Annotated in this window: 15 protein-coding genes; 8 read left to right on the forward strand and 7 right to left on the reverse strand. The window is 70.3% G+C overall.

All coding sequences use genetic code 11. The features are described 5' to 3' along the window. Positions 1-8 precede the first annotated feature (8 nt). The 3 genes from AC16DP_RS19355 to def all read right to left on the reverse strand — a co-directional run bounded on the left by AC16DP_RS19355 (position 9) and on the right by def (position 3,476). Positions 9-1,361: a hypothetical protein gene (locus AC16DP_RS19355; protein ID WP_329727476.1), complete on the reverse strand. Its 1,353-nt coding sequence runs from the start codon at positions 1,359-1,361 to the stop codon at positions 9-11. Positions 1,362-1,511: 150 nt separating this feature from the next. Further along, positions 1,512-2,747 carry a cellulase family glycosylhydrolase gene (locus AC16DP_RS19360; RefSeq protein ID WP_329727475.1) on the reverse strand — a complete coding sequence of 412 codons (1,236 nt, stop codon included), beginning with the start codon at positions 2,745-2,747 and terminating at the stop codon, positions 1,512-1,514. Between the two features lie 141 nt (positions 2,748-2,888). Continuing rightward, on the reverse strand, positions 2,889-3,476 hold the full coding sequence (gene def / locus AC16DP_RS19365) for a peptide deformylase (RefSeq protein ID WP_329727474.1): 588 nt from the start codon (positions 3,474-3,476) through the stop codon (positions 2,889-2,891). 106 nt (positions 3,477-3,582) lie between these two features. Between def and AC16DP_RS19370 the strand changes: the two genes are divergently transcribed. Beyond that, positions 3,583-3,717, forward strand: coding sequence for a hypothetical protein (locus AC16DP_RS19370; RefSeq protein WP_329727473.1), 135 nt, complete (start codon positions 3,583-3,585; stop codon positions 3,715-3,717). Positions 3,718-3,735: 18 nt separating this feature from the next. Here the strand turns inward: AC16DP_RS19370 and AC16DP_RS19375 are convergent, their stop codons facing one another. Together AC16DP_RS19375 and AC16DP_RS19380 are read right to left on the reverse strand one after the other, a co-directional pair. Beyond that, on the reverse strand, positions 3,736-4,098 hold the full coding sequence (locus tag AC16DP_RS19375) for a helix-turn-helix domain-containing protein (RefSeq protein ID WP_329727472.1): 363 nt from the start codon (positions 4,096-4,098) through the stop codon (positions 3,736-3,738). A gap of 941 nt (positions 4,099-5,039) precedes the next feature. After that, positions 5,040-5,291, reverse strand: a complete 252-nt coding sequence (locus AC16DP_RS19380; protein ID WP_329727471.1) for a hypothetical protein — start codon at positions 5,289-5,291, stop codon at positions 5,040-5,042. A gap of 195 nt (positions 5,292-5,486) precedes the next feature. Here AC16DP_RS19380 and AC16DP_RS19385 point away from each other — a divergent pair, with 195 nt between their 5' ends. Beyond that, positions 5,487-6,695, forward strand: a complete 1,209-nt coding sequence (locus AC16DP_RS19385) for a cyclic nucleotide-binding domain-containing protein (RefSeq protein ID WP_329727470.1) — start codon at positions 5,487-5,489, stop codon at positions 6,693-6,695. 6 nt (positions 6,696-6,701) lie between these two features. Here AC16DP_RS19385 and AC16DP_RS19390 read toward each other — a convergent pair whose 3' ends face one another. Beyond that, positions 6,702-7,295, reverse strand: coding sequence for a chalcone isomerase family protein (locus AC16DP_RS19390; protein WP_329727469.1), 594 nt, complete (start codon positions 7,293-7,295; stop codon positions 6,702-6,704). Positions 7,296-7,433: 138 nt separating this feature from the next. Between AC16DP_RS19390 and AC16DP_RS19395 the strand changes: the two genes are divergently transcribed. Both AC16DP_RS19395 and AC16DP_RS19400 read left to right on the forward strand, forming a co-directional pair. Then, positions 7,434-8,795: an erythromycin esterase family protein gene (locus AC16DP_RS19395; protein ID WP_329727468.1), complete on the forward strand. Its 1,362-nt coding sequence runs from the start codon at positions 7,434-7,436 to the stop codon at positions 8,793-8,795. A 46-nt stretch (positions 8,796-8,841) separates the two neighbouring features. Beyond that, complete coding sequence (locus AC16DP_RS19400; RefSeq protein WP_329727467.1) at positions 8,842-9,621, forward strand: alpha/beta fold hydrolase; 780 nt, start codon at positions 8,842-8,844, stop codon at positions 9,619-9,621. Between the two features lie 8 nt (positions 9,622-9,629). Here AC16DP_RS19400 and AC16DP_RS19405 read toward each other — a convergent pair whose 3' ends face one another. After that, positions 9,630-9,779: a hypothetical protein gene (locus tag AC16DP_RS19405; RefSeq protein ID WP_329727466.1), complete on the reverse strand. Its 150-nt coding sequence runs from the start codon at positions 9,777-9,779 to the stop codon at positions 9,630-9,632. A gap of 181 nt (positions 9,780-9,960) precedes the next feature. On the opposite strand from AC16DP_RS19405, the gene AC16DP_RS19410 reads away from it, so the two are divergent. The 4 genes from AC16DP_RS19410 (at position 9,961) to AC16DP_RS19425 (ending at position 13,101) form a co-directional block, all read left to right on the forward strand. Then, positions 9,961-10,752 (forward strand): ZIP family metal transporter, encoded by a 792-nt coding sequence (locus AC16DP_RS19410; RefSeq protein ID WP_329727465.1) that lies wholly within the window; start codon positions 9,961-9,963, stop codon positions 10,750-10,752. A gap of 81 nt (positions 10,753-10,833) precedes the next feature. Continuing rightward, positions 10,834-11,271: a hypothetical protein gene (locus AC16DP_RS19415; RefSeq protein WP_329727464.1), complete on the forward strand. Its 438-nt coding sequence runs from the start codon at positions 10,834-10,836 to the stop codon at positions 11,269-11,271. Between the two features lie 99 nt (positions 11,272-11,370). Continuing rightward, positions 11,371-12,213: a GspE/PulE/PilB domain-containing protein gene (locus AC16DP_RS19420; RefSeq protein ID WP_329727463.1), complete on the forward strand. Its 843-nt coding sequence runs from the start codon at positions 11,371-11,373 to the stop codon at positions 12,211-12,213. Positions 12,214-12,327: 114 nt separating this feature from the next. Then, positions 12,328-13,101 (forward strand): hypothetical protein, encoded by a 774-nt coding sequence (locus tag AC16DP_RS19425; RefSeq protein ID WP_329727462.1) that lies wholly within the window; start codon positions 12,328-12,330, stop codon positions 13,099-13,101. Positions 13,102-13,235: the final 134 nt, after the last annotated feature.

Below are 13,235 nucleotides of genomic sequence, written 5' to 3' on the forward strand. Positions count from 1 at the left end.
GCCGCGCCTCAGTGGCGCTGCACCCAGTCGAGGAGGGGCGTCCACACCGCGCTCTGCGCATCGCCGGCCAGGAAGAGGTCCGCGTGGCCGTAGTCCACGGCGCGGTACGTGCCCGGCAAGCGCTGCACCACATGGGCCGAGACGTCCGTGCTCCCCAGCAGGGAGAGGCTGTGCAGGCCGTAGCCGCCCACGCCTCCCGCGGCGCCCACGTACAGCACCGGCACCCGCACCTGCGCCAGGTTGTCGTCATACGGGACGTCCGGCGCACCGCACCACATGGCCAGGGTGTCCACCTGCTCGCCGATGCTCTGGTAGGGCGAGGCCTGCAGCAGGGTATCGAAGAAGAAGCGCTCGTCCGTCCAGGAGAGACCGGTGGGCAGGCCCTCCGCGCTGAACTGGCCGCCCGTCCAGTGGTAGGCCGGGATGACGGGCGGGGTCTGGAAGGCGTGGGTCGCCGCGCCGAAGAGGAGCGCCACCTCCCGGTTCGTGCTCCCCGCCAGAAGGCTCGAGGGCGCCGTGGGCTGGCTGATGGCGAGCCCCGCGAGTCCCTGCAGCGTCAGCCCCAGCATGCCGCCCTCGTACTGCCCCGAGGCCTGGGCCTGCGCGAGCGCCGCATGCGTCTGACACGCCGCCTGGCGCTCCTGCGTGGCACCGGGCGCGAACGCGTAGGCCATGTCCACGGGGATGAAGCCGCTCACGTGGCGATTGTCCGGCGGCTGCTGCGTCTCTTCATTCAGGTAGGCGTAGGAGACGGTGGCCCCCCGGCTCCAGCCCAACAGCGCTATCCGCCCCGAGCCGGCGCCCGTGTACGCACGCCACCCGCGCGCCAGGTACAGGCCCTTCCCCACGTCCCGGGCGTGCAGGCCCAGGTTCCAGTCCTTCATGAAGGAGAAGTCCGTCGTCCCGGCCGGCACGTTCACCCAGCGCAGGTCGATGCCCCACACATCCACGCCCTTGCGCGCCAGGAAGACGGCGATGGACTGACTCGCCGGCACCGCCGCGCTCCCCGCACTGGAGAGGAACGCGCCCCGGAACCCCAGGGCATCTCCATGCACCAGGAAGATCGACTTCTGCGTGCGCACCGGCGCCCACGGGCCCAGCTCGCGCACCACCCGGTGCAGGGTGATGGTGTCGTAGCTCCCAGGACCCACCCGCACGCGGTAGCTGTACTCGTAGAGGTCGTCCACCAGCTGCCGGCGCTCGGCATTGCCCAGCGTGCAGGGCTCGTCGGACGCGACCTCTCCACACTGCTCGTCGAGGCGAGCCGCGTCCCAGCGAGCCTCCCGGCGCTCCCACCTGTCGTCCTCGGCGCGAGCCTGCTGCGCGAAACCCAGCGCGCCCATGCAGAGCCACGCGGCCATCCTGCTCGAAATCCTCATACGGCGTTCCTTCCTCATGGAGCCCCCCCTATACAGGAAAACTGGTCATCCCAGTCAACCCTGACAACCCCAATCCCTGTCTTTCTTCAGCGGGATGTGAGGTCTTCTTGGAGGGCTCCGAGGAAAGACAGCTCAGCGCGTGCCGGAGAGCGCCGCGGCCTCGACGACGAGGTCCGCGTAACGGTTGCGAGGATCCGCGGGCAGGGTGCCATCGCGGGAGTAGAAGGTGAACTCGTCCCACTCATCCGGCCGCGAGTCATTCGCGAACATCCACGGGCCGCTGGCGCCCGCGCCGATGCGCCACGCACAGCGGAACCAACCGCGGTACATGGCCCGCCGCTCATCCAGCGAGAATCCCTCGGCGTTGCGCAGGGCGAACTCGCCGATGAACAGGGGTTTGCCCACCTCCCGGGCGATGGCGGCGTGCTCGGAGAACCAGTGCGCCCCGGCGCGGGCCGTGTCGTCCCGCTTCACCCCGTAGAGCTCCGGGTAGAAGTGCACGCTGGCGAAGTCGATGAAGGGCGAGGCCGTGTTGCGGCGGAAGCTGCTGCCTCCCTCGAAGAAGGGAGAGGACGCCGCGCCCCGCCAGAAGCGCTCGTCATAGCCCGCCAGCGAGGTGTCGAATCCCTCCTCCCCCGTGCCCACCAGGTGCCCGGGCGCGTACGCCTTCACCACCGCGGCCACCTCGTCCACCCAGGCGCGCATGGCCGCGCCCTCCGGATCCAATCCCTTGCCCCGGGGCTCGTTGAGCAACTCCCAGGCCAGCACGGCCGGGTGTTCCCCATAGCGCAGCCCGTCAAAGGTGTTCTCGCGCGAGAGCAGCCGGGCCACGTGCGCCTTGTAGTGGTCGATGACCGCACGCTCGGTGAAGAAGCGCGGATCTCCCTCCACCGGCGAGGGCAGCCCCGCCCACTCCACATAGCGCCGGGCTCCTCCATAGGCATCCCAGTAGTTGCCCAGTGGCAGGACGAGCTTCACGCCGTACGCGGCGGCGCGGGTGAGCACCAGGTCCAACCCGCGCAGGGAGACCTCGTCGTACTGCAGCGGTGCGAGTTGGATGGCGGAGTCGCCCCGCTTGTCGGCCGCGTCGTTGTAGCCGATGGTGCGCACGGCGTGGGCTCCGAGCGCCGACACCTTGGCGAACGTCTCCTCCACGGCGGGGGACTCGGTGCGGCCCCGCCGCAGGTCCCTCGCGGCCTCCTCCTGGAGGTAGTAGGCATTGAGCACCACCGCCGCGGAGGGCGCCGCGCCCAGGCGCATCGCGGGCGCCTCGGGGCAGTCCGAGGCCTCGTCCTGGAGCAACTCCAGGGAGTCCTCGCCACACCCCACCGCCGTGAGCAGCACTACCCACAAGACAGGAGCACGCATGCGCGACTCGCGGCGGAAGGGCACCATGCCCGAGCCACCGGAGCCTCACCTCCAGGCTACCGCGCACTCTGACACGGTGCCGCACTCCCGTGCCTGTCTTGTTGGCCCGTGCACGTCTTCATCGTCCCACAGACTCCGGGCTCACAGACCGAGCGCCTGACGCACCTCGGCCACCTGACGCGAGGCCCAATGGCGGCGGTGGTTCTCCAGGGTGGTGAAGCTGCGCGGCTCCATCCGGTCGATGTAGAGCATGCCATCCAGGTGGTCGATTTCATGCTGGAGGATGCGGGCATACCAGCCCCGCGCCTGGAGGGTGATGGGCTCGCCGTTCTCGTTGAAGGCCTCCACGCGCACGGCGCGGGCCCGCCGCACCAGCGCGGAGAAACCGCTGACGCTCAAGCAGCCCTCGAAGAACTCCACCGGCTCCGGGTCCTCCACGGTGAGGCGCGGGTTGATGATGACGTGGAAGTCCACCGGCTCGCGCTCCCGCGCGGCCAGCTCCTCGGGCGAGAGGGCCGCCTGGTACTCGGCCCGGTCCTCGATGACCGCGAGCCGCACGTCCACCCCCACCTGCGGCGCGGCCAGCCCCACTCCGGGCGCATCCCGCATCGTCTCTCGCATGAGGGAGATGAGCTGCCGCACCGCGGGGCTCGTCATCTCCTCGGGGGTGAGGTCTCTCGCGCGCCGGCGCAGCACCGGCTCTCCAGCCTGGACGATCTTCAGCATCATGGCCCACGAGGATACGCGGAGTGGCGCGCGCGCGGGCACTCCCGGCGAGCCTCGTGCCCGCTCGTGGACCTCGTGGGCTACACGCTGGAGGAGCCGCCCGGAGCCCATGGGGAGGGGCACGCGCCTCGTCTTCACGCAGGTGGGGGTACCGGCGGACAGCCACGGCTGGCTGGACGAGGACTGGCGCGGCACGTACTGGGGTCCCCTGGCGCGCTACCTGGCGATGCGGCGCCGGGGTTGAGCGCCGGGCGGCACGGCCCTACCTGTTGCCCACGGCGGTGGCCACGGCCGTAAGCGTGCGGAGCGCGGCGGGGGAGAGCGTGCGCACGAGGGAGGCGAGACGGCGCAGCTCGGGCGGGGCCTCTGGAACCGGGAGGGCGGCGAGGGCCTCGCGCTCGGAGGGATCGAGCCCCAGGAGCACATCCGAGGAGACGTTCAGGGTGGCGCACAGGCGGCAGAGCGTGGGGACGCTGGGAAGCATCTGCCCGCGCTCGATGCGGCCATAGACGGCGGGGGCGATTCCCACCCGGTTGGCGACCTCGGCCTGCGTGAGCCCGGATTGCTCCCGGGCGACCAGGACCGCACCGCCCAGCATCCGCTTCAATTTGCCGATGTCGTCCATGCGGGAGGATACTACCTCAAAAAACGGCCCGCGGGGAGTAACTTCCCAGGTTGATGCGCGTCACTCGAGCGGTGCCTTGCACACCCAGAGGTGATCGGCCGGAAATTGGGAGCAGCGCTGGTGCGGGCCACAGACCTCTCCCGCATCCGGGCCACACGTCCGCCGGCAGCCCCCCAGGAAACACACCAGGCCCTCGGGACAGGACTGCGTCTCGTCACAGGGCTTCAGGCATTCCATGGTGGCGCGCCACACTTCTCTTCCCGGCGTGTAATTCATGACGCATCGCAACCCGTCCGGGCAGGGATGCTGCTGGCAGTTGTCGCCATGGACGATCATGCATCTGGCTGCACCGGTCCTCGCCCCCACACACTCCTGGCCCGCGGGACAATCACCTCCCCTGCAGAACGGCTGGCAGGAAGGCGCATCCAGTCCAGCCCGGCAGACGAAGCCAGCGGGACAGCTCGAGGGCTCCTCCAACAGGCAGGGTCTGCCGCAATGACCACCCCCACAGAGCAACCCGGGTGCACAGGCCTCCTCCGGCTCGGCCGCGCTGTCGAAGCAGGGCTGCCCCTCTTTTTGAGAGCCAATCAGGACACACTGGCGTATCAGGGCGGCATCTCCTGGTACCTGCCGGGTCCGGCAGGTGAAGCCCTGCTTGCATTGCCGGTCCGTCTGACAATCGCTGTCGATACAAATCCGGTTTTCACCAGAGAAGAAATCCGCGCAGGCCAATGGAGGATCGCAATCCTTCGGCTCCTCGCAGGAACGCCCATACGTCAGGAGCGTGCGCCTCTCGTCCAGAGCAAGGATGGGAACGATCTTCGCGCCCTGGGGAGTGGCGGCCTGCCGCTGATACTCCAGAAGCCTGGCTCCGCAGTGATCGAACATGAACGGCAATGGCAGGAGCAGGCCAACGATGGCGCCAAGGACCGTGCGCCACTTCATCGGCACTCCCAGTGGCACTGCTTCGAATCCGCCGAACCATCACAGACCAGCTCCGCGGACTTGCCTTCGGGGCATCGCGGCGCCAGTTCCTTCTCCTGACGCCTCTGCTCCCTCCGCTCCCGCATCTGCTCCTGGATGTCCTCGCGCATCGCGTCGTCGAGGTACCCGCCCTTGCCGTAGATCTCCGGACACCCCGTCCCCAAGAACCCCGTCAGCAGCGCGATACCCAGCACGAACGGCCAACGCATGAAGCGCCCTCCTCGGTGGTGGGATGATACCCGGAAACGGACTCCGTGCCCGCGGCATCACCCATCAGGTCATGCGGTGGCACCCTACCAGAGCACGGCCTTCGCGCCACGGAGCCGACACCCCCTGTGTCTTTACCCTGCCCTCCATCTCGCCGATCATGCGGCCGCGTCCCGCAGCACCGTCTGGAGGTTCCCGTGGCGATCCCCACCGATGAGGCCTGGCAGCTGAGCCGGCAGTACAAGGAGAACGCCGCCGCCCACATCCTCCAGGGCCGGCCCGAGGAGGCCCTCGCCGGCTACCGCAAGGCCGTGGAGCTCAACCCCCACGACACCGCCGCCCGCCTCAAGGTGGCCGAGCTCCTCGCCCAGCTCGGGCACCGCCCGGAGGCCGTCCGCGAGTTCCACTCCCTCGCCATCCGCTACGCCGCCGAGGGCAACACCCTCCACGCCATCGCCGCCTGCAAGCTCATCCTCGCCATCGAGCCCCAGCACGCGGAGACCCAGGAGAACCTCGCCAGTCTCATCGCCATGCGGAGCGCCGAGGAGCGCCAGCCCCCCAGCGAACCCGAGCCGCCCGGTACGCCCCTGTTCTCCAAGCTCCCCCGCGACGTATTGCTCGCGCTGCTCGAGCTGCTCGAGATGCGCCGCGTGAACGGAGGCGAGCACATCCTCACCGAGGGCGAGCGCGGCCACTCCATGTTCATCCTCGTGCAGGGCACGGTGCGCGTGGTGCACGCCCCCGAGAACGCTCCGCCCCGCACGCTCGCCGAGCTGACCGAGGGCTCCTTCTTCGGCGAGATGGGCCTCATCTCGGACGCGCCCCGCACCGCCAGCGTCATCGCCACCCACGACTGCACCCTGCTGGAGGTGACGCGCGACATGCTCGCGCAGCTCGGTGCCCGCTTCCCCACCTTCGAGCGGGTGGTGCAGCAGTTCTACAAGGACCAGCTGCTGGACAACCTGCTCGAGTCCAACCCCGTCTTCCAGCCGCTCTCCGAGCAGCAGAAGCGCGCCATCGCCCAGCGCTTCCAGACGCGCACCGTGGAGCCGGGCACCGTGCTGCTCCAGCAGGGCCAGCGCAGCCAGGCGCTCCACCTGCTGCTGCGCGGACGCTGCTCCGTGGTGCACCAGGAGCCCGACGGCGGCGAGCGTCCCTACCCCGACATGACCGAGGGCGCCCTCTTCGGGGAGATCTCCCTGCTGCTCGACCTGCGCATCACCGCCACCGTGCGCGCCGCCACGGCGTGCCTGCTGCTGGTGTTGGATCAGGAGACCGTCAAGGAGCGGGTGCTCACCCACCCCGAGGTCCGCCGCGCGCTCACCCACCTCAGCCGCGAGCGCCTGGACCGGACCGCGGCCCTGCTCGCCGAGGGCGCCGAGGTCCGGGGCTCCTTCCTCATCTGAGCGCCGCTAGCGCTCGTAGATGGGGTTCTCCGACAGCCACGCGTCGAAGAGCGCGTCCGCGAAGGCCTTGCCGGGAATCACCGCGCCCTGGCTGCCCTCACCGGAGATCTGCAAGCCCTTGTCCGGCAGATAGGTGATGAGCAGCGTGTCGCCCTTGCGCACGCCCTTGAGCGATTGGACGAGCATCTCCGAGTGGCGCCTCATCTCCGGGGAGCGCAGCGCCCGGCTGTTGGAGAGGAACGCGCGGAAGGCATCCGCCAGCTGCTCGCGCTTGATGCTCCGCCGGAAGTGGAGCTGCAACTGCTTGGGTCCCTGGAAGGCGATGGCCTGTTGGGTGGAGTCCGGCTTCTGCTCCAGGTACAGGCCCCAGACGTAGATCTCGAAGAAGAGCTTCTTCTTGAGCTCCATGTGCTCCAACAGGAGCTGCTTGCCCTGGAGCGAGATGGCATCCGGCATCCGGACTCCCGCCATCACCTTGGCCTGGGCCGTTCCCGCCATGAGGGTCATGGCCAGCACCAGCCACCGCACACCCCGCCAACGCCTCCCCGCCGATACCGTCATGTTCTCTCGCTTGGGCTCCATGTCGTCGAAGGTGTTCATGCCCTGGAGGGTCGGCCAGCCTGCTTATTCCTGGATTGAAAGCGAGCGCCTGCCTGCCCGCCATCCTTCCCGTCTGTCAACCCTCCGGCTTGTCCGAGCCGCGTGGGCAGGTCCGGGCCGCCTGCCCACCTTCACCGCATGAATCCGTTCGATGAAGACAGACATGGCGAGCAGGAATTCCGTCCAGAGCTCATCGAAGGAGTGCGCACCGCGGCCATCCCCCTGAAGGACGACGACTCGGACTTCGACGCGCTCCTGGAGGGCATCGGTGACGCGCGCTTCGTGTTGCTGGGCGAGGCCACCCACGGCACCCACGAGTTCTACAGGGCCCGCGCCGCGCTCACCCGCCGGCTCATCGTCGAGCGGGGCTTCAGCGCGGTGGCGGTGGAGGCGGACTGGCCGGACGCGCTACGGCTCAACCAGTACGTGCAGGGCCAGGGCACGGACCCGGATGCGCGGCGGGCGCTCGACAACTTCGAGCGCTTCCCCCGGTGGATGTGGCGCAACCAGGAGGTGCTGGAGCTGGTGGAGTGGATGCGCGCGCACAACGCCGCGCGGGGCAAGGACGCGCCCCAGGTGGGCTTCTACGGACTGGACCTCTACAGCCTGCACGCCTCCATGCGCGAGGTGATCCGCTACCTGGAGACGAGAGATCCCGCGGCCGCCGAGCGGGCCCGCCACCGCTACGCGTGCTTCGACCGCTACGGCACGGACCCGCAGGCCTATGGCCACGCCACGGCGTATGGCTACGCGGACACCTGCTCGAGCGAGGTCCTCGAGCAGCTGCTGGACCTGCGGCGGCGCGAGGTGGAAGGAGTGCTGGAGCTGGATGCGCTCTTCTACGCGGAGCAGAACGCCCGGCTGGCGCAGGACGCGGAGGCCTACTACCGCACCCTGTTCGCCGGGCGCGACGAGTCCTGGAACCTGCGCGATACCCACATGGCGGACACCGCGGATGCGCTCGCGGAGTACCTCGGCCGCCGCTCCGGCGACCCGGCGCGCCTGGTCATCTGGGCGCACAACTCGCACCTGGGCGATGCGCGCGCCACGCAGATGGGAGACCAGGGCGAGCTGAACCTGGGCCAGCTGCTGCGCGAGCGCCATGGCCGGGAGACGTACAACGTGGGCTTCACCACGTACTCGGGCACCGTCATCGCCGCGCGGGAATGGGACATGCCGGGCCTGAGACGGCGGGTGCGGCCGGCACTGGGGGGCAGCTACGAGGCGCTCTTCCACGAGGTGGGCCTGCCCGGCTTCCTCCTGCGGATGGAGGACCTGGGCGAGGCGGGCGCGGGCCTGCACGAGCGGCGGTTGGAGCGCGCCATCGGCGTCATCTACGCGCCCCACAGCGAGCGCTACAGCCACTACTTCCACGCGGACCTGCCCGCACAGTTCAACGCGGTGCTGCACTACGACCTCACCAGCGCCCTGCAGCCCCTGGATCGCGATGCCGGCCATGAGGCGGAGGATGCCGCGGACACCTGGCCCTTCGGAATGTGAGCGAAGACGCTGCGAGGCGGAGGCGCTCGGGATATAGGAGGCGGCCGTGATTCTCGAGAGCTTCCAGGTGGGAGAGGGGCAGCGGCCCACGGTGCTGCTGCATGGTTTCCTCGGCACGGGGCGCAACCTGCGCTCGCTGGCCACGGCATGGAGCGCGGTGGACCCGAGCCGCCGCTTCCTCCTGCTGGACATGACGGGCCACGGCGCCTCGCCGCGGCTGCCGCCCGGGGCCACCCTGGCCACGGTGGCTGGCGACGTGCTGGAGACGGCACGCGCTGCCGGGCTCCAGGGGCCGCTGGAGCTGGTGGGGCACTCGCTGGGCGGGCGCGTGTCGCTCGCCGCGAGCCTGCGCTCCCCGGCCGACGTGGCCCGCGTGACACTGCTGGACATCACCCCCAGCCCCATTCCCACGCAGCTGTCGGAGAGCGGCAAGGTGCTGGAGATCCTCCGGGCCGCGCCTCCTGGCGCGCCGGACCGCCGGACGATGCGCACGGAGCTGACGGGGCGCGGGCTGTCCGGGCCGCTGTCGGACTGGCTCCTCATGAACCTGGAGCCGGCGCCGGACGGCACGGTGCGCTGGCGCTTCGACCGGGAGTCGCTCGCCGAGTTCCACGGGCGGGTGAATGGCGAGGACCTGTGGGCCGCGCTGACGCGTCCGGGCGCGAAGGTGCGCTGCATCCGCGGCGGCCGGGCCCACTACGTCTCCGACGCGGACCTGGCGCGGATGGAGTCCCTGGGCTGCCCGGTGGCCACGCTCCCCGGCGCGGGCCACTTCGTCCACGTGGACGCTCCCGAGGCCCTGCTGCGCTGGCTCACCGCGGGCTGAGCACCGGCTCACGCCGCAACAGGTAGAAGCCGGGCAGCAGCGGCAACCACGAGGTGGTAGGTGGCCAGCTGGAGCACCACCGCCACCAGCAGCCATCCCGGCCGGGCCTGCCGCAACAGTTGGAGGAAGCGCTCCTCCTCGGCATGGCGCGCGAGCACGAAGGCGAGCCCCCACCGCCCGCTGCCTGGGCTCTCGGGCTCGGCATCTCCTCCCCCTGGGCTCCGCCTGGTGCGGCCCTCGTGAGTACTTCCCACTCATGGAAGACGGGCTCGCACGGCGCCAGGAGCAGCAACAGGCGGGGGTGACGCCGAGCACCTCCCCACCCGCCCCCTCGCCCCCATGACGAGCCCCTCCCTCTTCATCTGGTTGGCGGTCCTCGCGGACGGGCTCGCGGGCCTGGCGGGCGGGCTCCTCTCCGAGCGTTGGCTGAAGCGGCACCTGGCGGCGCTGGTGGCCTTCGCGGCCGGGGCGCTGATTGGCGCGGTGTTCCTGGAGATCCTCCCCGAGGCGCTCGCCGTCGAGGGGCCCGGCGCCTTCCGTTGGGCACTCGCCAGCTTCCTGGCCCTCACCCTCCTCGAGTGGTTCCTCGGGCCCCATCACCATGACCACTCGGCCCACGCTCCGGGCCATCCCCACCACCATGACGGGGCCGTGAAAGCGCCCTCCACCGTGGTGCCCTCGCTGCTGGCGGCGGACGCGCTGCACAACATCGGAGACGGCGCGGCGGTGGCGGCGGCCTTCCTCGTCTCGCCCCAGGCCGGGGTGGCCACCGCGCTGGCGGTGATCGCCCACGAGCTTCCGCAGGAGGTGGGGGACTACGCGCTGCTGCGTGCCACGGGGCTGTCGCGCGCACGCTCGCTGCTGGCACTCGGAGGCGTGCAGCTCACCGCGGTGGCCGGAGCGGGGGCGGTGCTGCTGGGCTCGCGGTGGGTGGCGGGCCTGGAGGGCATCATCCTGGCGCTCGCGGGCGGCACCTTCCTCTACATCGGCGCCACGGACCTGTTGCCGGAGCTGCGCCACACGGCGGATCCGCGCTCCGCACGCGGCCGGCTGCCCGGCTTCCTCCTGGGCCTCGCGCTCGTGGCCATGGCGGGCGTCGTCGAGCGGCACGTGCTCGGCGCGCACGGCTGAGCCGTCACGTCCGGGAATCGACGCCTCCATCTTTCTTGGCAGCCCACTCCGGCTGCACTGGACACGACAGGAGGAGCACGCATGGACGCCACGATGGAAGCCGCACCCGTACACGTCATCCCGGAGACCCGCGCCGAGCCAGTAGCGCCCAACATGTTCGAGCTGTTGGGCCGGGGAGTTTCCATCCACTTCTCGACGACGAGCTTCACCGGAGAGCCGCGGTTGCACTACCAGGACTCCTGCCGGGAGGTGAACGCGAGCGGCGATGAAATCCGTCAGGAGGCGACGGAGCTGGGCACGTTGGTGACCATCACGCTCGAGCCGGACGCGGACGCGGGCTCGTTGCTCTTCACCGTGGTGATTCCGAGGGCCCGCGTCGATGGTCCCGAGCAGGAGGTACGCATCGAGACGCAGGGCTTCCTCACCCGCAGCCGGTTCTCCCGCCTGCCCACCGACGCCCAGTTGCAGACGTACATCGCCATCCCGCTCCGGGGCCGGGCCACCCGGGTCGATTTCTGACCGGAGAGCAGCCGGCGAGGCAGGGGCTCGCCCGGGTGCCCATCGCCGGGCACGCGCCGCATGGCAACGGTTACAGCCATGCAGCTCGGGTCCAGGCGCATGCTCGGTGAAATCCTGATGGAGCTGGGGCTCATCGACCGGGCCCAGCTCCGGCTCGGGCTGGTGCACCACCACGAGACCCGGGTTCCGCTCGGCCGGGCGCTGGTGCGCGAGGGGCTGTGCACCGAGGAAGACGTCCTGCGCGCCCTCTCCCTGCAGCTCGGCCTGCCCGCCATCGACCTGGATCGCGAGCGGTTGGATCCCAAGCTCACGCGCCTGGTGCCCAAGCGCATCGCCCAGAAGTACCGGGTGGTGCCGCTGCGGCTCGAGAAGGGAGAGCGCGTGGTGCTACACGTGGCCCTGCCCGCGCCGGCCTCGCTCGAGGCGCTGGACGCGGTGCGCGCGGTCTCCGGCAAGCCCCGCGTCGAGCCGCACCTCGCGTCGGACACGGCGCTGGGCCACGCGCTCGCCGCGCTCTATGGGCTCCAGGACGACGCCACCGAGCCGGCCTTCGGCACACCGGGCGCATCGGGTCCGGACTCGCCCTTGCTGCTCTACGCGTGGCCTCCCGTCACCGCCACCCTCATCTCGCGGGCGCTCGCGCGGCACGGCCTGCGCTCCAGGGTCGCCACGCCGCTGGAGGTCATGCACTCGACGTCCTCGGACATCGTGTTCGCCCCGGTGCAGGCCATGGAGGGGCTGCTGGCGGGAGAAGCACGCATCGCGGGGGCGTTGCTCCTCTCCGGCTCCTCCACGGACGAGGACCTCGAGCGGGCCCACCAGATTGGAGCGAAGGGCTACGTCGCCAACCCGTTGGACGGAGAGCTGCTGCTGCGCGCCATCCGCCGGCTGCGCTCCACACCAGGCGACACGTCGCAGCCCCTGTCGGGCCCGAACGGCTGAGCCTCCCTGCCCGGCCAGCCGTGCTCCGCCCCTTCACTCCGCGCGGCTATGGAGCCCCCGCTGGCATCCGGTAGAGTCCGCGCATCCATGAATCCGTTCCATGTGAGGGGGAAGATGCGTCCGACGTCGGCTGTCGCCAGTGGCGTGCTCTCGATGGTGTTGCTCGGCGGTTGCCCGAATCCGAGCCGCTCGCAGCTCCAGGAGCAGCCGGCGCAACCCGCCGCTCCGGCGATGAAGAGCACCCCGGCGCCGCTGTCGTCCGCTCCGGCACCGGCCCCCCAACGGCCCGTGACCGAGGGCCGCCTCATCGACTCCGGTTTGATCATCGAGACCTTCGCGACGCGGTTCGGGAAGAAGGATCTCAAGCAGGTTCCGTCGGAGGTCATCGACACCGGCATCTTCCGGCACGTCCCCTACCTCACGTACGAGACGTCCCGGGGCGAGCTCAACATCTACGGAGACCCGCAGCACCCGGCGGGCGTGGAGATCGGCATCTACGCGGGCAAGACCCGCACCAAGGAGGAGCTGCGCAGCCTGATGGCTGGACTGCTCCAGGAGGCCGCCGACCGGGAGATGGTGCACGGGCTGTCGCTCGACGAGGACAAGCTGGAGCGCGCGGGCCTCACGTTCGAGGTCACGCCGCCCACCGCGGATGAGAGCTATGGAGGCTGGTGGATCTCCATCTACGACGCGGCCGCCATCGACCGGGCCCGGGCCTCGGATGCCGAGCTGAAGACGATCGCCGTGGAAGCGCCGGCGCAGAAGGACAAGCCCCCGGCGGAGCCCAAGAAGCCGGCGCGCAAGGAGAAGGAGACGGGCACGTCGGATCGCGTCTACATCCCCGACTACAGCCGGGAAGAAGGCGCCTACGTCCGTCCGCCGCTGTAACTCGTACGAAGCCCTCGCCCGATTTCCCCTCTCCCCCCGGGAGAGGGACGGGGTGAGGGTATCGAGACTCCCGGGCTCCCACCGCTCGCCCGAGTGCCCGGGAGCCGTGCCTTGTCCGCGCTCCCGGAGGTGAC

The organism is Archangium sp. (assembly GCF_057119385.1).